The organism is Tenacibaculum aestuarii (genome assembly GCF_964510395.1).
In the GTDB taxonomy this organism is placed as follows: domain Bacteria; phylum Bacteroidota; class Bacteroidia; order Flavobacteriales; family Flavobacteriaceae; genus Polaribacter; species Polaribacter aestuarii.
In genome coordinates this window covers 850,733-874,217 of the sequence record NZ_CAZEFY010000003.1, presented here as the reverse complement: position 1 = coordinate 874,217, position 23,485 = coordinate 850,733, and the positions used below count along the sequence as shown (strand labels likewise).

The 23,485-nt window shown below is 31.3% G+C and carries 36 protein-coding genes; 23 read left to right on the top strand and 13 right to left on the bottom strand.

Annotated features, from left to right (window positions below):
• Positions 1-91 precede the first annotated feature (91 nt).
• Complete coding sequence (locus ACKTSU_RS10225) at positions 92-814, top strand: hypothetical protein (RefSeq protein WP_408036309.1); 723 nt, start codon at positions 92-94, stop codon at positions 812-814.
• A 96-nt stretch (positions 815-910) separates the two neighbouring features.
• Here the strand turns inward: ACKTSU_RS10225 and ACKTSU_RS10220 are convergent, their stop codons facing one another.
• The 9 genes from ACKTSU_RS10220 to ACKTSU_RS10180 all read right to left on the bottom strand — a co-directional run bounded on the left by ACKTSU_RS10220 (position 911) and on the right by ACKTSU_RS10180 (position 8,950).
• A complete protein-coding gene (locus tag ACKTSU_RS10220) occupies positions 911-1,684 on the bottom strand; it encodes an MBL fold metallo-hydrolase (protein ID WP_408036308.1) in 774 nt (257 codons plus the stop codon).
• Positions 1,685-1,746: 62 nt separating this feature from the next.
• Positions 1,747-2,322 carry a Crp/Fnr family transcriptional regulator gene (locus tag ACKTSU_RS10215; RefSeq protein WP_408036307.1) on the bottom strand — a complete coding sequence of 192 codons (576 nt, stop codon included), beginning with the start codon at positions 2,320-2,322 and terminating at the stop codon, positions 1,747-1,749.
• On the bottom strand, positions 2,322-3,287 hold the full coding sequence (locus ACKTSU_RS10210; RefSeq protein WP_408036306.1) for a hypothetical protein: 966 nt from the start codon (positions 3,285-3,287) through the stop codon (positions 2,322-2,324). Before ACKTSU_RS10210 ends, ACKTSU_RS10215 begins: the two co-directional genes overlap by 1 nt.
• A 142-nt stretch (positions 3,288-3,429) precedes the next feature.
• Positions 3,430-4,044, bottom strand: coding sequence for a MarC family protein (locus ACKTSU_RS10205; protein ID WP_408036908.1), 615 nt, complete (start codon positions 4,042-4,044; stop codon positions 3,430-3,432).
• 168 nt (positions 4,045-4,212) lie between these two features.
• On the bottom strand, positions 4,213-4,719 hold the full coding sequence (locus tag ACKTSU_RS10200) for a nuclear transport factor 2 family protein (protein WP_408036305.1): 507 nt from the start codon (positions 4,717-4,719) through the stop codon (positions 4,213-4,215).
• Positions 4,720-4,738: 19 nt separating this feature from the next.
• Entirely contained in the window at positions 4,739-6,715 is a 1,977-nt protein-coding gene (locus tag ACKTSU_RS10195; protein WP_408036304.1) for a PspC domain-containing protein, read from the bottom strand.
• On the bottom strand, positions 6,708-7,052 hold the full coding sequence (locus ACKTSU_RS10190) for a PadR family transcriptional regulator (RefSeq protein ID WP_047789417.1): 345 nt from the start codon (positions 7,050-7,052) through the stop codon (positions 6,708-6,710). The genes ACKTSU_RS10195 and ACKTSU_RS10190 overlap by 8 nt, the downstream gene beginning before the upstream one ends.
• 16 nt (positions 7,053-7,068) lie before the next feature.
• Positions 7,069-7,500: a DUF4870 domain-containing protein gene (locus ACKTSU_RS10185; RefSeq protein ID WP_408036303.1), complete on the bottom strand. Its 432-nt coding sequence runs from the start codon at positions 7,498-7,500 to the stop codon at positions 7,069-7,071.
• A 622-nt stretch (positions 7,501-8,122) separates the two neighbouring features.
• Positions 8,123-8,950, bottom strand: coding sequence for an XRE family transcriptional regulator (locus ACKTSU_RS10180; RefSeq protein ID WP_408036302.1), 828 nt, complete (start codon positions 8,948-8,950; stop codon positions 8,123-8,125).
• A 106-nt stretch (positions 8,951-9,056) separates the two neighbouring features.
• Here ACKTSU_RS10180 and ACKTSU_RS10175 point away from each other — a divergent pair, with 106 nt between their 5' ends.
• The 21 genes from ACKTSU_RS10175 to ACKTSU_RS10075 all read left to right on the top strand — a co-directional run bounded on the left by ACKTSU_RS10175 (position 9,057) and on the right by ACKTSU_RS10075 (position 19,619).
• On the top strand, positions 9,057-9,284 hold the full coding sequence (locus ACKTSU_RS10175; RefSeq protein WP_408036301.1) for a hypothetical protein: 228 nt from the start codon (positions 9,057-9,059) through the stop codon (positions 9,282-9,284).
• 12 nt (positions 9,285-9,296) lie between these two features.
• Positions 9,297-11,384, top strand: a complete 2,088-nt coding sequence (locus ACKTSU_RS10170; protein WP_408036300.1) for a hypothetical protein — start codon at positions 9,297-9,299, stop codon at positions 11,382-11,384.
• A gap of 10 nt (positions 11,385-11,394) precedes the next feature.
• Positions 11,395-11,601, top strand: a complete 207-nt coding sequence (locus ACKTSU_RS10165; RefSeq protein WP_408036299.1) for a hypothetical protein — start codon at positions 11,395-11,397, stop codon at positions 11,599-11,601.
• 7 nt (positions 11,602-11,608) lie between these two features.
• Entirely contained in the window at positions 11,609-12,556 is a 948-nt protein-coding gene (locus ACKTSU_RS10160; RefSeq protein WP_408036298.1) for an AAA family ATPase, read from the top strand.
• Positions 12,546-13,220 (top strand): hypothetical protein, encoded by a 675-nt coding sequence (locus ACKTSU_RS10155; RefSeq protein WP_408036297.1) that lies wholly within the window; start codon positions 12,546-12,548, stop codon positions 13,218-13,220. The genes ACKTSU_RS10160 and ACKTSU_RS10155 overlap by 11 nt, the downstream gene beginning before the upstream one ends.
• Entirely contained in the window at positions 13,220-13,558 is a 339-nt protein-coding gene (locus ACKTSU_RS10150) for a hypothetical protein (protein WP_408036296.1), read from the top strand. Before ACKTSU_RS10155 ends, ACKTSU_RS10150 begins: the two co-directional genes overlap by 1 nt.
• Positions 13,558-13,728, top strand: coding sequence for a hypothetical protein (locus ACKTSU_RS10145; RefSeq protein ID WP_408036295.1), 171 nt, complete (start codon positions 13,558-13,560; stop codon positions 13,726-13,728). The genes ACKTSU_RS10150 and ACKTSU_RS10145 overlap by 1 nt, the downstream gene beginning before the upstream one ends.
• A gap of 5 nt (positions 13,729-13,733) precedes the next feature.
• Complete coding sequence (locus ACKTSU_RS10140; protein ID WP_408036294.1) at positions 13,734-14,387, top strand: hypothetical protein; 654 nt, start codon at positions 13,734-13,736, stop codon at positions 14,385-14,387.
• Positions 14,388-14,458: 71 nt separating this feature from the next.
• Positions 14,459-14,650 carry a hypothetical protein gene (locus tag ACKTSU_RS10135; RefSeq protein WP_408036293.1) on the top strand — a complete coding sequence of 64 codons (192 nt, stop codon included), beginning with the start codon at positions 14,459-14,461 and terminating at the stop codon, positions 14,648-14,650.
• Positions 14,647-15,093, top strand: a complete 447-nt coding sequence (locus tag ACKTSU_RS10130; RefSeq protein WP_408036292.1) for a hypothetical protein — start codon at positions 14,647-14,649, stop codon at positions 15,091-15,093. The genes ACKTSU_RS10135 and ACKTSU_RS10130 overlap by 4 nt, the downstream gene beginning before the upstream one ends.
• 6 nt (positions 15,094-15,099) lie before the next feature.
• Positions 15,100-15,261: a hypothetical protein gene (locus ACKTSU_RS10125; protein ID WP_408036291.1), complete on the top strand. Its 162-nt coding sequence runs from the start codon at positions 15,100-15,102 to the stop codon at positions 15,259-15,261.
• The gene (locus ACKTSU_RS10120) at positions 15,254-15,811 is read left to right on the top strand and encodes a 3'-5' exonuclease (protein ID WP_408036290.1); all 558 of its coding nucleotides are present in this window, start codon (positions 15,254-15,256) and stop codon (positions 15,809-15,811) included. Before ACKTSU_RS10125 ends, ACKTSU_RS10120 begins: the two co-directional genes overlap by 8 nt.
• A gap of 22 nt (positions 15,812-15,833) precedes the next feature.
• Positions 15,834-16,373 carry a hypothetical protein gene (locus tag ACKTSU_RS10115; protein ID WP_408036289.1) on the top strand — a complete coding sequence of 180 codons (540 nt, stop codon included), beginning with the start codon at positions 15,834-15,836 and terminating at the stop codon, positions 16,371-16,373.
• Complete coding sequence (locus ACKTSU_RS10110) at positions 16,300-16,866, top strand: hypothetical protein (RefSeq protein WP_408036288.1); 567 nt, start codon at positions 16,300-16,302, stop codon at positions 16,864-16,866. The genes ACKTSU_RS10115 and ACKTSU_RS10110 overlap by 74 nt, the downstream gene beginning before the upstream one ends.
• Positions 16,867-17,064: 198 nt before the next feature.
• The gene (locus ACKTSU_RS10105) at positions 17,065-17,301 is read left to right on the top strand and encodes a hypothetical protein (protein ID WP_408036287.1); all 237 of its coding nucleotides are present in this window, start codon (positions 17,065-17,067) and stop codon (positions 17,299-17,301) included.
• Between the two features lie 216 nt (positions 17,302-17,517).
• Positions 17,518-18,021 (top strand): hypothetical protein, encoded by a 504-nt coding sequence (locus ACKTSU_RS10100; protein WP_408036286.1) that lies wholly within the window; start codon positions 17,518-17,520, stop codon positions 18,019-18,021.
• A gap of 145 nt (positions 18,022-18,166) precedes the next feature.
• Positions 18,167-18,541, top strand: a complete 375-nt coding sequence (locus tag ACKTSU_RS10095) for a DUF2829 domain-containing protein (RefSeq protein ID WP_408036285.1) — start codon at positions 18,167-18,169, stop codon at positions 18,539-18,541.
• 38 nt (positions 18,542-18,579) lie between these two features.
• Positions 18,580-18,705 carry a hypothetical protein gene (locus ACKTSU_RS10090; RefSeq protein WP_408036284.1) on the top strand — a complete coding sequence of 42 codons (126 nt, stop codon included), beginning with the start codon at positions 18,580-18,582 and terminating at the stop codon, positions 18,703-18,705.
• Positions 18,706-18,719: 14 nt separating this feature from the next.
• Entirely contained in the window at positions 18,720-18,923 is a 204-nt protein-coding gene (locus ACKTSU_RS10085) for a hypothetical protein (protein WP_408036283.1), read from the top strand.
• Between the two features lie 160 nt (positions 18,924-19,083).
• Complete coding sequence (locus tag ACKTSU_RS10080; protein WP_408036282.1) at positions 19,084-19,272, top strand: hypothetical protein; 189 nt, start codon at positions 19,084-19,086, stop codon at positions 19,270-19,272.
• A 71-nt stretch (positions 19,273-19,343) separates the two neighbouring features.
• Positions 19,344-19,619 carry a hypothetical protein gene (locus ACKTSU_RS10075; protein WP_408036281.1) on the top strand — a complete coding sequence of 92 codons (276 nt, stop codon included), beginning with the start codon at positions 19,344-19,346 and terminating at the stop codon, positions 19,617-19,619.
• Here the strand turns inward: ACKTSU_RS10075 and ACKTSU_RS10070 are convergent.
• Entirely contained in the window at positions 19,608-19,940 is a 333-nt protein-coding gene (locus tag ACKTSU_RS10070) for a hypothetical protein (RefSeq protein WP_408036280.1), read from the bottom strand. The two genes, ACKTSU_RS10075 and ACKTSU_RS10070, sit on opposite strands and share 12 nt — an antisense overlap.
• A gap of 289 nt (positions 19,941-20,229) precedes the next feature.
• Here ACKTSU_RS10070 and ACKTSU_RS10065 point away from each other — a divergent pair, with 289 nt between their 5' ends.
• Complete coding sequence (locus ACKTSU_RS10065) at positions 20,230-20,769, top strand: DUF4468 domain-containing protein (protein WP_408036279.1); 540 nt, start codon at positions 20,230-20,232, stop codon at positions 20,767-20,769.
• A 310-nt stretch (positions 20,770-21,079) separates the two neighbouring features.
• On the opposite strand, the gene ACKTSU_RS10060 is transcribed toward ACKTSU_RS10065, so the two are convergent.
• From ACKTSU_RS10060 to ACKTSU_RS10050, 3 genes are all read right to left on the bottom strand, one after another.
• Complete coding sequence (locus ACKTSU_RS10060; RefSeq protein ID WP_408036278.1) at positions 21,080-21,511, bottom strand: hypothetical protein; 432 nt, start codon at positions 21,509-21,511, stop codon at positions 21,080-21,082.
• Positions 21,512-21,516: 5 nt separating this feature from the next.
• The gene (locus ACKTSU_RS10055; RefSeq protein ID WP_408036277.1) at positions 21,517-22,053 is read right to left on the bottom strand and encodes a hypothetical protein; all 537 of its coding nucleotides are present in this window, start codon (positions 22,051-22,053) and stop codon (positions 21,517-21,519) included.
• A gap of 120 nt (positions 22,054-22,173) precedes the next feature.
• Positions 22,174-23,139 carry a minor capsid protein gene (locus ACKTSU_RS10050; protein WP_408036906.1) on the bottom strand — a complete coding sequence of 322 codons (966 nt, stop codon included), beginning with the start codon at positions 23,137-23,139 and terminating at the stop codon, positions 22,174-22,176.
• Between the last annotated feature and the right edge of the window lie 346 nt (positions 23,140-23,485).

Sequence of the window (23,485 nt, the reverse complement as noted above, 5' to 3'; positions counted from 1 at the left end):
TAAAGGTTTTTGTTTTAAAAAAATAAACTTTAGAGGGTAGGTAATTTAAAGATAGGGTTGTCTTAAGGATATAAACAAAATAAATAAAATCATGAAAACATTACAAAGAACAGTATTACTATTAAGTGCAACCTCATTAATGTTATTAGGAGCTTCTTGTACTAGCGACGAAGGAACTAGTGAAAATTTAAGAATTAAAGCGTCTTCAACTAATACATTTAGTCAAAGTAAAACTGCTGCAAGAACTGTAAATAATGCTGAAGTTACTATTTCTGAATTTAAACTAAATATCTCAGAAATTGAATTAGAGTTTGATGATAGCTACTACGAAACTACGAATGATAATTTTATAGATTCTGATGATGAAATTGAATTAAGAGGACCGTTTGAGTTAGATTTGTTAACTGGAACAACAAACATCACTTCTTTAGAGTTACCAAAGGCTAGTTACGAAGAAATTGAGTTTGAATTTGATAAAAATACAGACGCAACTAGTGATATGTTTAACAAAACGGTTGTTATTGAAGGTACTATAAATGCTGTTCCTTTTATTTTTTGGCACGATTTTGAAGAAGAAATTGAAGTAGATTTTGAAAATGCAGTGACTGATATTGTAGTTTCTGAGAGTTTAACAGATGTTACTATTAATTTTGATTTGAATGCTATGTTAAGTCAAGTAGATTTATCTTTAGTTATTGATGATAATGAAGATGGTACTATTGAAATTAGTCCAGAAGACCTAGATGGAAACAAAGATTTAGCAGATCAATTAAAGGAAAAGCTTAAACAAACAGCAGAATTATTAGATGATTAATCATTAGTGTTAATTCTATGTATTAAACCCTGTGAAAATTATTTTCACAGGGTTTTTTATATTGTTGAAATTAAATTTAGAAGAATGAACTCTGTTTTATTTACTAATAGTTATAAGTTCTCCGTCTTCTGGAATGGCAACTTTTTTTTCTAGATCGTTTTGAATTAATATTTCTTTTAATTTTTTTCGAGTTAAAGGGCAGTGGTTTATAGATTCCATGTGATTTGCTATAACCAAACCAGATGAATTTCTAACAAATTTGATGATATCATCTACATTCATAATAAGGTTTTTAAATACATCAAATTGAGCAGCGCCACTAGCTAGCACACTAATTTCAGGTTTATATTCTTCTAATACTTTATGTACAGCATCAGTATATATAGTATCTGAACTAAGATAAATAGATTTTTGATTTGGTAATTTAATATAGAAACCGAGTACATTTCCCATAAGTTTAGCAACAAACCCGTAGCCATGTTTAGCAGGTATTCCTTCAATTTCTCCTCCTAAAAAAGATTGTTTTTCCCAGTATTTTAAACTTTGAACAATATTTAATCCTCTTTTTTTAAATGCTTTTTCATCCTTTATACTACAGGTGACAGGTATATTATTTTTAATTAAAAATTTAACAGCAGCATTGTCAATATGATCTGGATGTTGATGTGTTATTAAACAGTGGGTTACTTTTTTTAGAAGGGAATATGTATTATTAGGAAGTGGAACAGTTGGGTTTTTTCTAGCTTTATGTCTAAAGAGTGTAAAAGGAGGCATGATTCCTTGATTACCCAACATGGGATCCACAAGGATTACATTTTTATCAGTTTCAATAATTATGGTGGCATTTCTTATTTGATGTATTTGTAACATTTTGTAACGTTTTAGTTGTTTACAAATGTCCTTTATACCATGTCTTTTTTCATTGATTCAAATCAAGAAATACGCTTTTTAATTCTACTTAGTGTTTCTGGAGTTACGTTTAAGTACGATGCTAAATGGTATTGGGGTATATACTGTATCCATTCGGGTTTGTAAATAAACAGCTCATTGTACAATTCCTCAGGAGATTTTGTAATACGATTAAATTCTAGTTTTTCTTTTTGTTTTAAAAGTTTTTGAAAAGAAGCTTCGACAAAGGTTTTACCACATTGATACTTTTCAAGTAAGTCAAAAAAAGGTTGTCTTTCAATACTTAAGATTTCTACAGTAGTTAAACTTTCTTGGTTTTTCTTTGTTAAGGTATTTTGATTGAAAGTTAGTAAATCGGAAATAAACTGAGGCTTTGTGTAAAAGTTGATATTGATTTCTTTTTCCTGATTTGCGTAATACTCTCTTACAATTCCGTTATTCAAAAAACGCAATTGTTTTTCTTTAGAATTTTCTTGAAGTAAAATACTTCCTTTAGCATGTTTTTCAACCTTAAATAAAGAAAATAGTTCATCAAGCCCATGTTGATTCAACGGGAATTCTGTTTTGAAGAATTTTGAAATCTCTGTAAACTGTTCCATTAATTCTGTTTTTCAATTCCAAAAACTAACGGTTTAGAATCTTTATCTAACAAAAATAAAGATAGGGTTGCTAAAGAAAAAATCATATTAATGACAGAAAAAATACTTAAAGAAAAATTAATGTAATTCAAATTATCAGTGTTTGAAGCAATAGTTAAGACAGCTAAAATACCAAGAGTATATAAGATAAAACTTAAAAAGTAATAGAGAAAGGGTAGCGTTGTGTTTTTTAATCTCATATAAACTAGTTTTAAATACCATATTATAATAAAAAGAGCAACAAAGCCCAATATGACTAATTGCCAGAGTATGTTATGGTTTCTAAATCCAAAAGAGTTGCTATTATAAATGCCAAAAGAAATAATAAATAAAATAGAAAAAATAAAAACAGCGATTAAAAGAATTCCTAGTTGTGTAATAAATTGATTAATGGTTAGGCTTCTTTTTTTAGAAATATCTTTTATATAAGGTTTAGCTCCTTTAAGTGTTGAAAGGTAGGATATTGATCCTATTCCTAAAATAAAGAAAAAAGCTAAACTTAGAGTTTGTAGTTTTTTTATGTTATTGTCAATTTCGATCCCTACTAAATCAGAAAATAAACTCATATTAGTAGTTGTTTTAAAAAAAACAGTATCAAAAAACAAAAAGATAGATATTCCAGTTAGAATTCCAATCCATAGCTTGTTCTGTAAATCTTTTACTCTTTTAATAGCTATAGTTACAGCGCTATAAAATAAAATAAAACCAATAGGTAAACTAGGTATAATGAATGGTTTTACAACTTGATGTGTTGCTAGTAAATGCGCACCTTTAGAACTTATGATTGATATTACACTAGTATTTATAATTAAATCACTAATGGTACTACAAGCTAATAAGAATAAAATTATTATACCCAATAAAAATTCTTCCTTATTAATTGTTTCTCTTGGGTCAAATAGTAGTTTTAGTATTTTGTAATTCATAGCAGTTTCTTTTTAGTTATTGTTTAGTTTTTTAGTCTTTTTCCTTAGGAAACAAAATACAATCTAATCATATAAAGTAGTAATAAATGAAAAAGGCTTAGCAATTTGTTTCGTGTAGTTTTTCTCAAAAAAATATAAAAATTTAGTTAGCAGTTAGAAAAAAATCTTTTAATCCAGTAAGTATACTCTGTACAGCGTAAGACGCTAATATAAGTCCCATAACTTTACTAATAACTGTAATTCCGTAGTTGCCAATTCTTTTTTGAATACGTCCTGCTAATAAGAGAATTATCATAGTAAGCATTACTACTAGAAAAACTAATAAAGTAGTAAGAGTTTGTTGCTGAATAGTGTATAAATGATTATCGGTTAGTAATACCACAGCCATAATAGCACCTGGAGAAGCTATAGATGGAATAGCAACAGGGAAAATAGTAACATGTTTATAATCGGTAATTAGATGTTTTTCAGATTCTGGTTTTCCTTCACCAAAAATCATGGTAAGCGCAAAAAGAAATAGAATAACTCCTCCAGAAATTTGAAATGCATCTAGAGTAACCTTCATTCCTTCCAAAATAATTTGTCCAACGACGATAAAAAATAAAAGAATTAAAAAAGCCATAAAAGAAGCACGAATAGCAACTTTTCTTTTATGATGTTCGTCTAATTGTTTTGTAGCTTCTAAATATACAGGAACGGTTCCTAGTGGGTCTATAACAGCAAATAGAAAAAGTATGGTTGTAATGATTTCTGCTATCATAATTGATGTTTTTTGAGTAACGAAGTTACTTTTTTCAATTGTGGTATCAAACAAAAAAATAAAAAAGCCAAAGCTGTATAGCTTTGGCTTAACTAATAAAACCAAGTATTAGTGTCATCGGAGTTAGCTAACCAATGAACTAATGTTGTTAGTGTCAACTATATTTTAATGAAGACTGATAATTCTTGTCATTTGCCATTTATTATTCTCTCTTTTCCAAATAGCAATAAACTTACTTGGAACCGATTTAGCATCTGGTTCTTGATTGTTGAAAAACTTATGATATCCAATTTGCACTGCACCATATTGATTTATGGGATATACCTCTATACTTCCCTCAATTAATGTGCGTTTAACCTTGTTGCAAATATTCTTTTTTGTAGCAGCTATAATTTCACTTTTAGAAGTAGATAAACCTCCCATATCATGAAAAAACTCAATATCCTCACTTAAAATATCTGCTTGTGTTTTCATGTCACAAGTATTGTAAGCGTTAAAGTATATGCTATCCATTTTTACAATTTCGTTGTGTAACTTAATATCAACAGGTTTGTAATCTGGAATTTCTTGTACTTGTCCGTTCATTACCCATGATAGTAATAAGGTATAGAGTAGTGTAACTATTTTCATAAAGAAGTTACCTTTAAAAAAGAAGTCGAATAAATCATTCATAGTTTTTCAGTTTATGAGATTACCAAGTTTTAAAAGCTAATTCTCCGTCTTCATCATACAATCTACGGAAACCTTTAGAGATGTTATCTAGCGTGTTATTAGCGATTGTAATAGTTCCTGCATGTCCATCGTTACAGTCTACTTCTAAAACAAGTTTATCAATTGTTTTGTTCTTATTGAATTCAGAGCTGATAACGTTTATATTTATGTTTTTACGATCTTCAAACCAATTAATTAATTTGTTAAGCTCATCTTCAGTAGTTTTTTTAGAAATGATAAATTCAGCTTTTATATCATTTATAGTACTGTCAAAAAGGAAACTTACTTCATCATTATTGTCAGAATTCCAATCTTCAGACTCTTCATTATTGTTGATATCCTCTTCATCACAATCCATACATTCAAAGCCTTTAGAAGTCATTTTAAAATGATGATTAGCCATATCTCGATCATATATATTCTGCGTGTTTTTTACACCATCTAAGAAATTACGAGACGATCCTTCAAAATAAATAGTTGTTCCTTCAGGAATGTATATTACTACATTTATCTCTTCATCTTTCCAAATATTTTTAAAAGCACTTAAAAAGAAGGCGTCAAAAACAATAGTATTGTTATCGCTTTTATAAGCATATTTTATAGCTTCTGCATTATTGTTTGCATCATTTCGTTTTTTTCCTTCAGATGTTTTTTTAATTTCAATATATGCGCTATCAGTTTCACTTTTACGAACATCAATATTAATATTGTTAGAATACTTTAGTTCTTTATCGTCAACATTTACCAACATAGCGTTATCACGATTTCGTAAATTATGTAGATAATGAATGTTATCATCGTTAACAACTCGAATCTTTAAAGGTTCTTGTTGATTGTAGGTAATGCTATGTTTAGTAACGTGTGTACCATCATAAGCATGAGATGTAGCAAACTCTATTCCTGTAAAGCCTATTGCTAATAATGAGATTAACCATAAACCGAATAAGGTTAAAATAGTAGCAGTACTTAATTTTTTAATATTCGGAGATAAAATTCGTAACCCTAAAATAAATAAGACTACAAAAGGAATACCGATTAAGAAAAACAGGAAGGTCATTAATAACCATTTAGGCATTACTGAGTCGTAGAAAAATGGTGGGTATTGAACCATGTCTCCATCGAAATTTAAAATTTCTAAGCTTCCTACAGAGAACAAACCTAACAATAATGAAATGATAGTAATACCTGCAATGAAAATTAGTAAAACGCCCATGAATTTACCGAACACTTTGAATAGTGTTAGTAAGATTTTACCCATTGTGTCTAAAAAATCTTGTAATCCTGATTTCGTTTGGTTACGTAGTTTTTGGTAATCAGCATTCGAAATTTTATCAGTTAAATCATGGGCGCCTTCCTTTACCTTTGATGATAAGTTTTCAAATTCGTTACGAATTTTTTTTTCAATATTATCAATGTTTACGGCTTCACCTTCCATTTGTAATTTCTCAGAGGTCGTTTTAGCTTCAGGTAGAATGACCCATAAAATAATATATCCGATGATTCCAAAACCGAAACCAGCTAAGGTTAGAATAAGAAAAGCCAAACGAATCCAAACAACATCTATATTAAAATAATGTCCAAGTCCAGAACAAACTCCTCCTAAAAACTTATCATCACCATCTCTAAACATTTTTTTGCTAGCGGTGTTTCTTTTATAGTTGTAAGAAGTGTTTTCGTTATACGCTTCTTCAGCTTCAGCATAATCTTCAGGTTGCCCCATGATAGCGATGATTTCTTCAATATCGCTTTCATTTACTACTTGACGAGTGTCTGTAATTCTTTCTGATAATAATTCACTAATACGTGCTTCGATATCGGCAATGATTTCGTTTTTTCCTTGCGGATCATCACTTAACGAACGAGCGATAGCGTCTAAGTATCGTTTTAATTTCTGATAGGCAGTTTCATCTATGTGGAAGAAAAATCCGCCCAGGTTTATATTTATTGTCTTATTCATCTTTAGTTGATTTTGTACTTGTTACTTGGTTTACTGCGTTTACTAAATTATGCCATGTTTTGTCTAATTCTTTTAAAAACATTCCGCCATTTTCGGTGAGTACGTAATATTTTCTTGGAGGTCCAGAGGTTGATTCTTCCCATCTGTAACTTAATAATCCTGCGTTTTTTAAGCGGGTAAGCAACGGATATATGGTTCCTTCAACCACAATCATTTCTGCACTTTTAAGGTTAGAGAGTATCTCAGAGGTATAAGCATCTCCTTTTTGTAAGATTGATAAGATGCAGTATTCTAAAACACCCTTACGCATTTGTGCTTTTGTGTTTTCTATCTTCATGTAATGCGGTTTATGGTTATTTTATAAATTTTATTGTAAAAGGGTAGTGATATAGTTCACCTTTATTTGCCTTCATAGCAGCGATAATTATCAATGCTATTTTTATAATTGATATAAGCAACGCTAAAGAGGTTATGCCTAGAAAACCAAATAATCCTCCATAACCATGATGTCCTCCAAAGTCAATGTCAATTCCATTAAATCCATGGAATATGTTTCTAAATAAGAACGGTAAAAATGAAGCACTAACTATAAAAATGTATAACCCGAAACTAATATTAAAGTTTACGGCTTCTTTACCGTGATCATCTAAAAATGCACTTCTCTCTTTTAAAGTTTGCCATAAGATTAAAGGAGTAATGATACTTCCTCCTAGAGGGAATAAATATCCTGCAAATGCAGATATATGTATTAAAAAGGCATTGGTATTTTGATTATTGTGTTGCATAATAAAATGAATTATATAATACTTTACAATGCAAATATATGTCTTTTAAAAGGTATTATGCAATACATAGTACTAAAAATTAACGAAATTTAACATTTACTTAAAGAGAAATAATTAAATAAAAAGCCGTACATTGTATACCCTTAAAAAAGAAAAATACATAAAAACGATTTTATAAAAACACGCTCAACGTCAATGATAGCAACGCTTTAAAGAAATTTAAGGCGTTTTTTTGTTTTTTAAAGAAATGTACATTAAGTACTATTAACTACCACTTAACTACTTTTTTTTATTGTTGAAACTACTATAATGGGTGTACTAAGTATAATTTTGTTTTATTTAACCTTATTTTTCTACTGTTTCAAGGGGTTTTAAACTTGTTTTATATAATGTTTAAAGAGGATTTTAAGTAAGGTTAGTGTACTTTTCTAATTTTATAAAAAAAAGTACTGGATGTACTAATGGATGAACTAATGGGTGAACAAAAATTAGTTTAATGTATAAAGATAATTAACCCTATAAAGTGTCAATTTGTGGGTTAATTTGTTAAATTACATGTAAAATGCACCCTATAAAACAAGGGTTTGTTTTGTTAGTGTTCTGTTATTCAGTTTTTTAGGTGTTATTTTTTATATTTTTTTGTTGGTTCAGCTACTTTTAAAGGAGATTCAGGTTCTGAAGTGTACTTTTTAGTGGTAGTTATAATGTTTTTTATATGAAGTAACTCAGCTTCTAAGTCATAAACTTTGTCATATAAGTCAGCAGGATCAGGTAGATTATAAAGAAAAGCACCTTTAACTTCCCAAACTTCTTTTATATTTTCTTTTTCTATGTTGTAACTAGGGTATTCTTTTCTATTATCGGACTTAGCAAATAGATTTCCGTATTTTTCAATACGGTTTAAACAGCGTTTAACAACCACACCATCTTCTTCGCTAATTATAACATAAATACGATTGTCTTTAATGTCAGTGATCCAATTTTCAACAAATTGACCAACCACATAAGAGTTTTGATGTAGAGTAGGTATCATAGAGTGTCCTTTAACTTGAAACATTCTAAAAACACCATTTGAAACGTTTGGCAGTCTGTATGTTGGTAGTTTACTTATAAATTTTTGATCTCCGTAGCCATTAAGATATCCAGCTTGAGCTTTAGCAGGCACCATCACCACATTGTCGTTGTCATTACTATCAACAGTAATTACTTGTGGTACTTTAGATTCTATGTTTGTTTCTTTTGGCTTGTTTTGTTCTTTTCCGAGCAATAAATAATCAATTGATACTCCAAAAATGGAAGATATTTCTATTAATTGCTCTAAAGTAGGTTTTAAAACGCCTCTTTCGATCTTCCCATATTGACTACTATCAATCTTTATCAAGGAAGATAATTCCTTTTGACTTAAATTTTTTTCTTTTCGTAACTCTTTTAATTTCAGTGATATAACCATAGTAATTTAGTTGTTTAGGAAAAATATTCCTAAATTAATTTGTTTAAAAGGAATATTCTTCCTTAAATTTGTCCTGTCAAACGGTCAAAAGAAACACATCAAATATATGAATCAAAATGAAATTGACCTTGTAAAAGGTCAAATAAAATGCAAAATAAGAAAGGGAGATTATATTACTCTAGGTGAGATGATTAGTGAGAATCAAGAAACGGCAAGAAGTAGATTTCGTAGGGGAAACTATGAAGCTGTTATGGCTATGAAACAAATTGTTGAGTCAAGAGAAAAGCTGATAGAGGACTTCAATTCTGAACAAAAAAAGGAAGATAATTCCTAAAACAAAATTACTATGTCTGTAGAAACCCCATACGAATATCATAAAAGTAAACTAGGAGTAAAGCTAAAATACTTAGTTTCTGATGTATCTAAATCGCATTTAGACGGTTTACGTCTTATTTCTTATAGAGCTTTAAAGAAGCGTATGGATAGTAATACGTGTTCTGAAAAACAATTGCGAAGAGGTTCACTAGGTTATGAGGCTTTAGTGGAGTTTAACTCATTAAGCCAAGAGTGGAGAGATAGGTTATCGGTAAAATTTGGAGCTCCTAAACCTGAAGCAACAAAAAGTTGGTTTTCGCAACATTATGTAACAGACAAAGATGCTTTTGATTTTTACATAGCACATCGTTATGGTGCTGATAACGATAAAAAGTTAACACCTGACACTATTGAAAGATACGTTTATAACGCTTCTGTTTTGAATACAGTTATCAAGTTGAAAAATAACCGTAAAGCCTATGCAAAAGCTTTAGGAGGTGTAAAAATTAACATTTGGGATAGTTTAAGTAAAGATGTAAATGCTTTTCAAGATGTAAAGCACAATTTACCTACAACATCAGGTAGTTTAAGACACAAGGTTACACGTTACCAAAAAGAGGGGTACATCTCTTTGGTATCAGGTAAGTTAAAACTTAAAAACGCACAAAAAGTAAAAGATAAAGAGCAAAGAGCCATACTTGATGAATTGGTTAATAAACATACCAATTTAGATAATAAGATGATTGCTGACTTATACAACATGATTGTTGGTAAGGTTGAAATGGATTGGGAGGAGATAACACCAACTACTGTTTTAAACTTTAAAAAGGAGCGTAATCTTGAAACGTTTGCAGGTAGAAATGGTAAAAAGGCTTTAAAAAATAGCTTAACAATGCAACGTCGTAGGATAGCGCCTACAGCATCAATGTTGTATTGGACTTTAGATGGTTGGACAGTTGAGTTATTGTATCAAAAAAGGAATGACAATAATGTAATTACCTACCATAACAGGCTTACTATGGTTGTTGTATTAGATCCTTTTAATAAATATCCTGTTGGATATTCAATAGGTTATAATGAAACACCTGAATTGATTAAAGCTGCAATGCAAAATGCTATTAATCATACTAAAGAATTGTTTGGAAACTTCTTTAAACCTTACCAATTACAATCAGATAATTACGCTATTAAAACCTTAACACCATTGTATGAAGCTTGTACTCCAAACTTCACACCTGCAAGTGTTGGTAATGCAAAGGCAAAAGTTGTAGAGCCATATTTTAAATACCTAAACACTAAACGATGTAAGTTGTTTGATAACTGGAGTGGACACAACGTAGATAGTGGCTCAAAGAATCAACCAAACGCCGAAGTAATGAACTTAATAAAAAAGAACTTCCCTGATGAAGAGGGATGTCGTCAACAAATTAGGAGCATTATTGAAATGGAAAGGTCTGTTAAAAGAGAAGAGTATGTAAAAGGATGGTTGAAAACTAAGAACGAGTACAGACAATTAATGAGTTATGAAAGTTACTTATTAACCTTTGGTAGTAAGACTAACAGTAACAAGTTAAGAGGTGAGGGGTTACGTGTAACTATCAACGGATCATATCAATTCTATGAGTGTTTTGATATCAACTTTAGAAAACATGCACTAGAAGATTGGACGGTACACTATAACCCTGAAAACTTAGAAGAGGCAATGGCAGTGTCCTCAGACGGAACATTACGCTACATGCTAGAACCTGCACCATTTGAACACATGGCTTTAGCTGATAGAACTGAGGCAGACGATGAAACTGGTAACAGAATTCAAAGCTATAACAGAAAACTTATCAAGCATATATCAGAAGAGCGTCAAGATAATGCTGAAATAGTTGAGGCTTTCTTTGGTAAGCATCCTGAGTTAAACGATACGGTTGCTAAACACCTTTTAACTGATAGTAACGGAAACCATAAAATACACAAAAGAAGAGAAAGCGATGCAGTTAAGTCGGCTCGTAAAATTGAAAAGAAACAAGAATTAAAAGAAGCAAAAAAAGAGGAACAGAGTTTCCAAACTTCACAGCAAGAGTACTACAAGAGTAAAGTAGATGTAAATAAATATTTAGACGAATAAACCCCATTAAATGGAAGCAATTTTAACAAAACTAGAAAAGACAAGAGAACAATTAGTAAAAAAGGCAAACGAAAGAGATAGCAAGTTTGTAAACCGTTCAGAAAAATGGCAAGACTCTGATAAAGGAGTAGCCTTTGAAGTAAACACCAGTTTAATAGCAGACATCGTTCAAAACCTAGATGATGCTATTGAAAATGCAAAACTATTTTTAAAGTAAACCAACTATGAAAAACACAGTAAAGCAAGCGATAGCTTCAGCAGTACAAAATTACATTGATCTACATGACATTAATCAAGCTATTGTATCAAGAAGGTCAAACGTACCAAAGGAACATTTAAGCAATATTTTAAAAGGTGTTTTTACTTACAACGCAGGTAATGATAAAGTAGGAGATATTCCTGAAAAACACTTTAAATCATTAGCAGAGTTAGTTGAGTATGAAATTGAAAAAAAGTTATGGGCAACTCAACCAACTGACCAATTAACACAAATGTTAGCGATTTTAGAGGAGGCAAAAGACGAAGCTTTTACACGTGTAATCATAGGAGTAACAGGATCAGGTAAATCTAAAACAATTGATTTGTACAAACGTAAAAATCCTGCTGATGTATTCTCTGTGAAAGTAGGACACACAGATACTTTAAAAGATTTGCTTTGGAAAGTAGCAGAAGCACTAAGAGTACCAAAACGCACACAGAAGTCACAACAAATACGTGATATTTCTTTAACGCTTAAAGCCTTATGGCATAAAGGTAGAAAGCCTCAGTTAATTTTTGATGAGAGTGAGTATATGAAAACCTCGGCTTTATGCTCAATAAAAGAATTTTACGATCACTTAGATAAATACTGTTCAATAGTATTAATTGGAACAGAGCAGTTAATTAAAGAGATTGATAAACTACGTAGAAGAGATGCTAAAGGAATACCTCAATTATACCGTAGAATTAAGTTTGGTATTCGTCGATTACCAACTATTGACAGAACCTTCTCTTTGTTTTTAAAAGATGTAAAGGATAAGAAGTTAGTAAGATGGTTGCAAGATAACTGTGCTAATTATGGAGAGTTGCACGATGTGCTAGTTCCTTCAATGTTAGAAGCTGACAGACTAGGACAACCATTAACACTAGGATTGGTTAAACAAGTTTTAAACTTACCTGATTATGCAGCCTAAAACTGAACAACCAAAGTTAAAGCGAGTTCTTACAGTTGCAAACATTCTTAATCAAAATATTGTAAGAATTCCATTTGAAGATGATAGCGATTGGTATAAAGCTTATAAAAGACCGCAAAACAGAGGTATTTGGTTTATGTGGGGAGGATCAGGTAGCGGGAAAAGCACAAAAGCTATGATGACAGCAAAAAAGCTAGCACAATACGACAAAACACTTTATGCAACCCAAGAAGAGGAAACCGATGATAGTGATTTTGTAGATAGAGTAGAGTTGTTAAAAATGCAAGATGTTAAAAATAATTTTCATGCTCAAAGCTATACGCTTCAAGAACTAGATGAATACTTAGAAAAAAGAGGAAGTGCACACACTGTTGTTATGGACTCTGCACCATATTACTTTAAAACGTGGGAAGAGTATTACCTATTTAAGAAAAAATGGGCAACTAAAAAGTTAATCATAATAATAGGACATGCAGAAGGTAAAAACCCTAGTACAGAGTTGCAAAAACGAATAATGTATGATGCAAAAATGAAAATTTTTATAAGTGGCTATTTGGCTACATGTAAAGGTAGAACAATCGGACCGAATGGAGGAAGATTTATTATTTGGAAAGAAGGCTATGAAAAATTACACGGAGCAAATTCAACTAAAAAAGAAAACTAATGAAACCAGTACACACAATTTTAGAAGCAAGTAAACAAGAGTACGACCTTATGGTTTGGAATATCTTTTTGAACTGGGCAGGCTTGTATGCAAAAGACAGGTTAACATTACAAAAGATGATAACATCTAAACAAATTGCTAACTGGTTTAACGCTGAATACTTGAAACTTATTTATGAGTTTAAAAAAGTAGTAGAACCCTATGAGCAACTTGATGCAAAGTCAAAAAGAAAGCTCTATGTAGAAATTGTAACTAAAGTGTACGAACATTATCCAAAGCCTTTAATACAAGAATGTAAAGCAACAAAAATTATTAACCAAAGCTATAACCTTAACTAATGATAATAACTAAACCCGCTCTAGAAAGTAAAGTAGATAACCTTAACAGTTGGCTACAGCATCACCCTGAAACACATTACCTGTACAGGCAGCAAACACAAAAGCGAGATTACTATGTAAACAAGCTTTGTGACATGGACGATTTAGGATTAAAAACAATTAAAATTTAACAACGATGAATATAGATATAACACAATTATCACCTGAAGAAAAAAGAAAGTTACAAGAACAATTTGCAGCTGAAGAAAAAGCTGCAAAGCAAAAAATAAAAGAAACCAAAACTACCTATAAAGAATTAGCTGAAGAGTTCGTTATCGGAAACATTGACAATTTAGTATTTCATAAAACACTTACAGAGAAGCTTGTTAATAGTGTAATGAACGACTTTAATACGGTTAAAGAATTGAAACAGGAAGCTTTTGGTGTAAAAGAACAAGATAGCCATACAACTACGCTCAAAGATGGTTCTGCAAGTATAACCATTGGTCATAACGTTGTTATAAAATTTGATGGAACTGAAAGTGCAGGAATTGAGAAAATAAAAGACTATATGAAGTCATTGTCTTCAGATAGTGATAAAGCTCAAAAGCTTGGAAAGATAGTAGACAAGAAACTTAAAGTAAATCAAAAAACGGGTTTCTTAAATCCGTCCTCAATTATTGATTTAAACAGTTTACGTGATGAGTTTAACGATGAACGTTTTTCAGAAGGTTTAGATATCATCATAGCAGCACAAATACGCACAGTTAATAGTATGTATGTAAGCGGTTGGAAATACATTAAAGAAGACGGAGTACCAAAAAAACTAGACTTCCGATTTACAATATAACCTTTCCTAGAAGTATCCCGAGAGGCACACGCCGAGGTTCGAGTCTTCGGCGGGAGCTAAATCATAGAATTATGAAAAATAAAAAAAACTCCTCAAAAAAAGCAGTAGAGAAATTTAAAGGAGAGAACTTATCCTTTAATACACCTGAGCAAAAAAAAGAAGCAAACAAAGCACTTGCAGCAGCAAAAGCAAAAGAGAAAGACGAAATAGCTCAAGGAAAAAAAACAATACGATTAAACCCAAGAACCATAGTATTACGATGACAGCAACCTTAGAACCACAACAGTTAAAAAAGATACAAGCCAACTTAACAAAGCAGTATCCTGACCGTGAAGAGCGGTTGTGTTTTGTTTCTCAGTTCTTAGGTCGTGATATAACAAGCACTAAAGAGTTAACAGTAACCGAAGCAAACGAGTTGTTGAACAATTTGTATAACAACAACTACACTCGTGATAATTGGGGCTTGTTTAATAGGAGAAATGAGAAGTACCGTAGCGAACGCAAACTATTATGGAGCTTATTATACCAAGCACAATGGACAGTACCAAACCAACCGCATGGAGAAGTACCCGACACCCAACGTTTGAGTAATTTTTTAAAGTCGCCAAAAAGCCCAGTTAATAAACCACTAAAGCAATTTGAAAAGGAAGACTGGGAAAAGATACTACGAGTATTTACCAACATAGTTAAAGGAACATTTAAGTAAACAAATATGAGCTACACATTTATACCAAAATCACCTACAGAATTTGTTGTAAAAGGACATCACATTTATAAGGATGGCAACAACCAATGGGTAAGCAACCCACCAGTAGAAGATACAAGGTTGCAAAAAGCAGTTAATAACTATATAAGTGCAATAGATAATGGATAATTTAATGATTGATATTGAAACTTTAGGAACAAAGCCTAGTTGTGTTATACTAAGTATATCAGCAGTTTCATTTGATTTAAAAACAGGAAGAATAGGTGATGTTTTTCATCAGAATATATGTGTTGAAGATTCAGTTAAACAAGGTTTAAAAATAGACGAACAAACATTTTTTTGGTGGTTAAATCAAAGTAAGGAAGCTCAACAAAAAATTGTGAACTTGAGCGATCAGCGTAAACTTAAAAACACATTAATTAGGCTTCATCAGTTTGTTTACAACTACACATCAAACGATGTAAAGGTTTGGGGTAATTCAGCAAGGTTTGATTTAGGGATTTTAGAGGCTGCTTTTGATTTGTTTGATTATGAGTTACCATGGAAACACTACAACGAAAGAGACGTAAGAACACTAGTTGCTTTTGCTCCTGAAATAAAAGATGAACAAAAGTTTGAAGGAGTACCTCATTATGGTATTGACGATTGTAAACATCAAATAAAGTACTGTAGTAAGATATTTAATAAACTAAATATTGCCGAAAACCCGAATACGTAATAATTCGTTTTTACACCCGAATATGACCCGACATTACACCGTAGAAATAACAGAAACAACCGCTAAGCTTAAACTTACCTATCGCAATGGTAAGTTTAAACGCTTAGAGCATTTATCAGGACAAATCAATAACAAAACAATTAAAGAGATTGGTCGCATTATACCGCCAAAAGAAACCGATTTAGAAGCTTTTAAGCAAAGCTTTGAAGGTAAAATAACTTATACCGCAGAAGTAAAAGAAAAGACGCTTTATACTCATTTTTTAGAAACGTGGTATCAGTTTTACGAACGTGCTACAGGAGTACCTCCAAAGTTTACTGGAGCAGATGGTAAAGCTCTGAAACAAATCATTGCCTACCTAAAGCAAATTAACGGAGGTAATGAGCCAATAGCACTTCAAAATTGGCAATTGATCCTTTCTAAGTGGGAAACTTTAAAAGAGTTTCACCAAGACAATACCGATTTAAAATATATTAATTCAAGATTAAATGTCATCATCAGAGAAATTATCAAAAACAACGGTTCCAGCACTACTGGAACTAACAGCAGCGTCTCAATATAACAACAGGCTTGTTGTTAAGTACTATAATAATTTAACGATGCGTAAAGCTTTCTTATCCACTACCCCTAGCTTGGGCTTGTTGTCTAAGGAAAATGAAGACAAGGTAATTACTTGTATTACCAATTTGTTTAAAGCAGTATCAATGTATTTTGATAGCCCACTTAGCCAAGAAAAAGCTGAAGTAATAGCTGCGGAACTGTTATCTAAATACGAATATCGCAGTTTAAAACTTGAAGACTTGGTGGTAATTTGTAAAGAGATTAAAGAAGGCGATGTATTTAAAATAACCCCTGCACGCATATTACGACAAGTTAAAAAGTATTCAGACGATCGTCAAAAATTAGCAATAGCAATTAACAGAGAATTGTCCGAAAGCTCAAAAACAGCACTTAATAATCAACTTCAAGAAAGGCTAAATGATCATTTTAAATCTACAGCTAATGTAGACAAATTGGCAAGTCGAAGAAATCAAATAGAAAGTCGTTTTAAATAGCTTTTAAAGGCTTTTTAAAAACAGATTATATAAAACTATTTCAAATAACTAAAAACAAGAACTATGTTAAAAACTTACATTAAAGAGTGTTTGTTATTTCAAACAAAAGACCGTGTAATAATCGTTTTGGGTATTATGCATTGGGTCGCAATTTTATACCTCATTTATGCAACATACATTTTTATAAAATAGTAGGTTATGAACTATTTAGTAAAAATATTATGTGATGATAATGGAGAACCTAGAGACAAATATCTTCAACATTGGCATTATGTAAAAACTACTTGTGGTGATAGTGCTACACTATGTGATGGAGAGTATTTTGGATTTGGAGCTAGTGGCTGTGAGTATGAAACCAAAAGTGTAAAAAAAGGAGGAATTACTTGTCCTAAGTGTCTTGACTTTATAAGAGAAATTAAATCAATCAAACTGTAGTTAAGATTTTTTTTGAAAGATATTCATTTCGAATTTTAGATTAAAATCGTTAACCGAAATGCATTTATAAATCCATTTATTAACATCATAAAATTTATACACAATCATATCAGTATTGTTGTCAGTAAACTTATTAACAACAGTACAATCTAGTTCAAGATGTTTATCATGAAAAATCATAAATCAAATATATAAAAATAGAGTAAATAAAGAAATATGAAAAATATAGATTGGTCAAAACAACACTGTGGAGTGCATAGAGCTACATTTAATCAATTAGTAGAGCTGATGCCTGATTTATCGTTAATCAAAGAAAGCTTCCCTGAAAATGTAAATGATTTTTTTTGGGATGTAAAAGTACATATGCTTATGCCTAATCAGTTTCCATGTATTCCAAATTGGCATTTTGATAATATTCCACGTATAAATAATAAGCAAGATTTTGATGCAGTTAAACTTGACAAACCAATGTATTTATGGATTTCAAATGCGCCATTAACAGAGTTTAGAAAAGGAGATAAAACATGGGGGATACAACCGCAAGAATGGTATAAATTCACACAAAAGGATGAGCATAGAGGAACTATGAGTAATGATTTTCAATGGCGTGGATTTATTAGAGCAACACACAAAGATATTTTGGCTCAAAATGGAAACGGACACAATCCGTTAAGGCGTCATTGTCAAGTCTATTTAGATGCAAAAAACTTTAGTTGGTAATCAATTTAACAGTAATTAAACGAATAAGGCGGTTCTGGTCGGTTGATGCTTATATCCCGCAACGAGGGGCTTAGAAACCTAAGAAGGAAGTCCAGACTGAAAGTTCGAATCTTTCCCGCCTATCTAATTTAAAAACCAATATAAAATGCAAGAAGCAAACGAAACGGTAGGTACTGCCAATCAATTAGTATCATTTGGTAAAGCAATTGACGCTTTAAAATTAGGAAAACGTGTTGCACGTAAAGGATGGAATGGTAAAGGAATGTTCATTTTTATGCAAGTGCCTAGTAGTGTTAGTATGGAGATAGTGTCTAAAATGACAAGTTTACCGCAATCGGTAAAAGATGAATTTACAAGAAGGCATGAAGATAAAAACTGGTTAGAGGCTGTTCATCAATCAAGCTTTGATTCTATTAGTTATCAAAATCAATTAGCTATGGTTTACCCAAATAACAAAATTTATGGTTGGGTTGCCAGTCCAAGTGATGTTTTAGAGTCTGATTGGATAATCTTAGACTAACCGAATGCCCTTCGGGGCATTTTAAAACTGTAGAAATTATGAGTAAAAAACAGAAGGCGTACAATAAAGGTTTCCGTGATGGAATGATTGGTTTACCATTTGCAATAATTGGAGGTTTGATCGCTTCTAAACTGGTTGTAAAATTTTTCACATGGTTATTTTAATAAAACAGTAGATAATGGAAACACCAGATTTAAAATTTTTAGACTACCTGAATAATAGTGAAATTAAATGTCCTCATTGCAATCATGAATTTACTGATAGTTGGGAGTATGAAGATAGTGGAATGATTGAATGTGAATCATGTGGCGAAGAATTTCATTTTGAAGTTAATCATTATGTTACTTATACAACCTCAAAAAGAAGAATTATAAAACAGTAGGTTAAGAATTAGCCCACAGGAATAGAAAAGTAAGAGCTTCAGCTGCAATAATGGCTGCAATTAAAATTCCAAGCTCTTTTAAAAAGTTTAAAACTGATTTTAACATACACAAAAATAGAGAATTTATAAGTAGCATTTCTGTTACACAAAACTAAATATTATGAATATAGCAACATTAAAAGAAATTATTAAAGATTTACCTGACAATATGGAGGTGTTAGTGTCAGATGCTGATACAGATTTCACTGTTCAACCTGCTACTTTAGCCCAAGTTACAAATGTAGTTTGGTCTGAGGATGGTACTCGTTCAGAACCTTTTTCAGAAGAAGATTGTTTGATAATAAAGTAGATAATTGATGCTAATGTCATTACTATAATAATTGATATAATTTAATTACTTTAGCTTAAAAAAATAAAAGTATGACATTAGAACAGAAACAAAACATTGCAAAAATACGAGCAGAAGCTTTTTTTGAACAGAATAGAATTAGTTTAGAAATGGAGAAAATTGCTGAAAAATCTGATATGATTTTTTTTAGAAATAAAGTTGAAGAGCTAGAAAAAGAAAAAGTACTTGAGTTACAAAACGAGTACCAAACTAATGAACTAAAGGCTTATTCAAAAATTTATTTGATAAATCTGTTTAATCTTGAACGTCTTAATTGTTATGGGAAATTTAAACATTTAATACCTTAAGTTTTTTCGTTCATTTAAATTAATTATGATACCGTATTTGTTTTTCACCCAAAATAGTGAAGTTTTTACAATTGTTTCCTTATAACGTTTAATAATTTGATTAACAGCATCAATCTGAGCTTTCGAGTTCAGATTGTTTGTTTTAATCCATTTGCTTAAAACACTTCTTCCAAACTCTTGGTTAATTTCAAACTTTAAACTATCGGTAATAATACCTTTATTAACCTTACCAAAAGGGTTGTTTTCTACCGAGTTTTTAAACTTCTCAAATACTTTTCTACCTTCCTTTTTACAAAGCTCTTCTAAGAGTGTTACATTCATTCTTTTGTTATGGTTTTCCGTAAGACTTTGCCAATAATACAGTTTAAATTTGTTGAAACAACAATAAGTTAACAAGTTTGAAGAGATCAAAAATATTAAATATTGGCATTAGGCTTATTAAGATAGTCTTTTTTTTAATAACTATGATTGGTTTCATTTTGTTGATGGTGCCATCATTTTTATATTGGATTTTTACTGGTGTTAGTTTATTAGATAAGTACGTTGATTATATAGAATGTATTGAATTTAAAGAAATTGAAAAATAGTATATTTGATAAAAATTACACACATGAAAAAATTAACACTTTTACTATTATTAATTTCAACAGTTTGTTTTGGGCAGCAATTTGAATTAACTACAGATGGTTTTAAGAACGATGAAAAAGATTATATAGTTGTTGAAGTGCCTAATAAAAATGCTTTAAACCTTTTTAACGAAACAAAGCTTTTTATTACTGAGAACTATAAGTCTGCCAAGGAAGTAATGAGTGTAGTAGAAGGTGAAATGATTACAATTTCAGGAAGAGAGCTAAACAAGATCAGACGAAACTCTTTCCATGTTTTTGATATAGATTATAGCCTAACAATTAAGTTTAAAGATGGTAAAGTACGATTTGATGCGCCAACTTTTAAGCTTACTACATTTACTCATAAGCATCAAGTACTTCATTTAAACTGGGATAAAGGAAGTTTAACTGGAGATAACTTAGGTATTTACAGAAAAGGTAAGTTAAAGTCTAAAAAGGCAAAAGCAGATTTAGAATTGTTTTTTAATACTTTAATAGAAGCCATTTCAAAAACCTATACAAAAGAGGTAGAAGACTGGTAATAACACCAAAAAGACAATAAAATGAAACCACGCCTTGTAAAATTGCGTGGTTTTGTTATTTTTGTATAGATGAGCAAAGGAAGAAGTCAACAATGCATACAGCACCGCAATTTAAAATTGGCAGCCCGATTTTATTTCTACTCTAGTTTAATAGGTTTAAAGTTCTCAGTATGTTTAGATCATTTACATGAAGAGTTTGATATAAAAGAGGCAACTATTACCGATGTGTTGGCAGATAACTCTACTATTATTAATAACCTAGAACGTAAAAACGTATCTATTGCTCAATTAAAAAAGTCTTTTCCCTATCTTAACTGGCAGTATAATCATGCCAAGAGGTATCATAATACTGAGCAACTACTTTTAGTTCTTTCTTAATATTTTCAGGTCGTTCACTAGTTCTACTAAACGGATAAAAATTGTCGTTAGTAAACCCTTGTAATTCCTTGTAGCATTTAGTTGCTATTCTAAAATATTCAAGTGCATTACTTCTTGTTGGTAAGTCAGTTGTACTATTCGTTTCACCATAAGCTTTAAAAGCTAACGTAATTTTAAACCTACCTGATACTTGTTGGGTATGGTTTTCTATATCTTCAGCTTTGTCTGCGCTAATTTCAATTAAAGCACAAGGATAAAGTACAGGAGGGTGATCTTCTTGTAATTGTCCTACGTCTAAATCTATCCACTTTAGTTCAGGTACATTGCTTAAAAGTTGTATAAGTTGCTCGTATAATAATTCCATAGTTGTTATTTAAAAATAGTTCTTAATTCGTGTACTGTAGCTCTTTTTAAGCGAGCTTTTAAATAGGGAGATTGCTTTTGTCCGCCAATAAACATACGCTTAGGAATGTTTTGGTTAATGGTTCTTGTAAAGCCTTTTACCTTTTGAGTTTTACCTGTACTCATTTTTCTAGAAAAAGGTTGTACGTTTTGGATTACTTTACCTCTAAAACCAAAGTTATGCGCTCTCATGTATGGAGCTTCAGCACCACCTGCCACTATAAAAACCTTGTCTTTAAGCACTCTGCTCACACGTATACTTCGTTTACCTCTTCCTGTTTTAACCAGTAAAGCTCTTCCTACTTCATCTTTTTTGCCCCATTTGGTTGGGTTTTTTCGTTTCTTCCATACTTCTTGGCTATATCCACTCCAAGCTTCTTGATCAAAACTTTGTAAAGAGAAGTTAACAGCTTCCTCTCCAAGTATAGCAGGAAGCTCTCTAAGGGTTTGTGCTAACCGCTGTTGTACTTTTTTATTAAATAGTTCTGCAATACTTCTTGCCATTTTAAAAGCTGTTTAAAAGTGCTTTAAATTTTGTATATTTGTAATGTGATAAGTTTCGCGGGTAATTCCAAGAATACAAACTCACATATAAAAACAGCAGCTTTTACGTTGCTGTTTTTTTTATCTCCTAAAATCTCTAAAGTCCGTCATGTCCTTAGAAATTAAAATCACTCTTTTAATCTTCGGATAATTTGTTGGGTTCTTTAGTTTTTTACTAATCTCATTTAGCATTACATCAATACTGTTATTGTTGTTCTCTAAGTCTAAAATCAGTACTTCACAGTTTTGTTTGTTGTGTGCCTTACGTAACAGGTTTTTTAAGTTTAAACCTACTGGAGACTTTCTGTCTGCAATTAAACCATCAAATACATACTCAGGGTTTGGTTCGTTTAAATACTTACCGTCAGTATGTGGTCTTAGTTTTATGTTAGCATTAAACTTATTAGCTATGTGTTTAGCAACAACTAGGTTTCTTGGCTCAGTAGCATCGTGCCATAAACTAACCTCTACAAGTGAATTATCTGTTTTTTGATACAACGGATATTTTAACTTGTATAACTCTAATTGTTTACGAAATTTAGGACTTGCATCCTTAAAAGCTTCTTTTAGGTTGTTAGCGTATAAAGTTCCTGCTGCTGCCAATACATCGTTAGGCGTGTTTTCGATATATGAATTGTCTTCACTAAAGACTTTGCCTGTAATTGCAGGATTGTTTTTAAATGCTTCAGGAATATCAGGACGAATCCAGTCTTTAGTTGGTTTACCTCTTCGAAGCTTTTTAATTGTTGTACGACAATTAAAATGATTAGGCGGAAAATATACCAACAACATAGGATCATCTACCGAAACAATTACATTGTGTAAAGGTGAACATATTTCGCTTGTATGATTGTCTTTAACAACGATAAACTGCACATACGGAAATATATGTTTGTCTCGCTGAATTTCATCCCATAAACGAGCCATTTGCGCACTGGCAACAATTGTATTGTATTCAGTTTTTAAATAACGTGTTGAATCTCCTACGACTTTCAGTGCTTCTCTTTTAAACTCATTCCAGTTGCGTAAGCTACCGTCTTCATGCAGTAAAGAGTTATTTAAACGAGTAAGATCGTTGTAGTTTTTAGCTGCTGAAAAACGCCAAACATTTTGCTTTAGCTTTTCTCGTACTCCATAATCAGGAGAATCAAAATCAACTGCATCAAATACCTCGTCAATAGCATTGTTAAATGCTTTACCTTGTTTTTCTACAATAACATCTACAAGTTTGTTTTCAGGTAGCTTTTTGTTTTTGTAAACGTCTTTAAGAGCATTTAACCAATCGCTTACTAACTCATCCGCCCAATCAGGAGGAGTATCATTTAAGTTAACACTACAACAGTTTTTATACTCTTGTTCTAAAGCTGACCAATTCAGCTCCTCGTATAGCGTA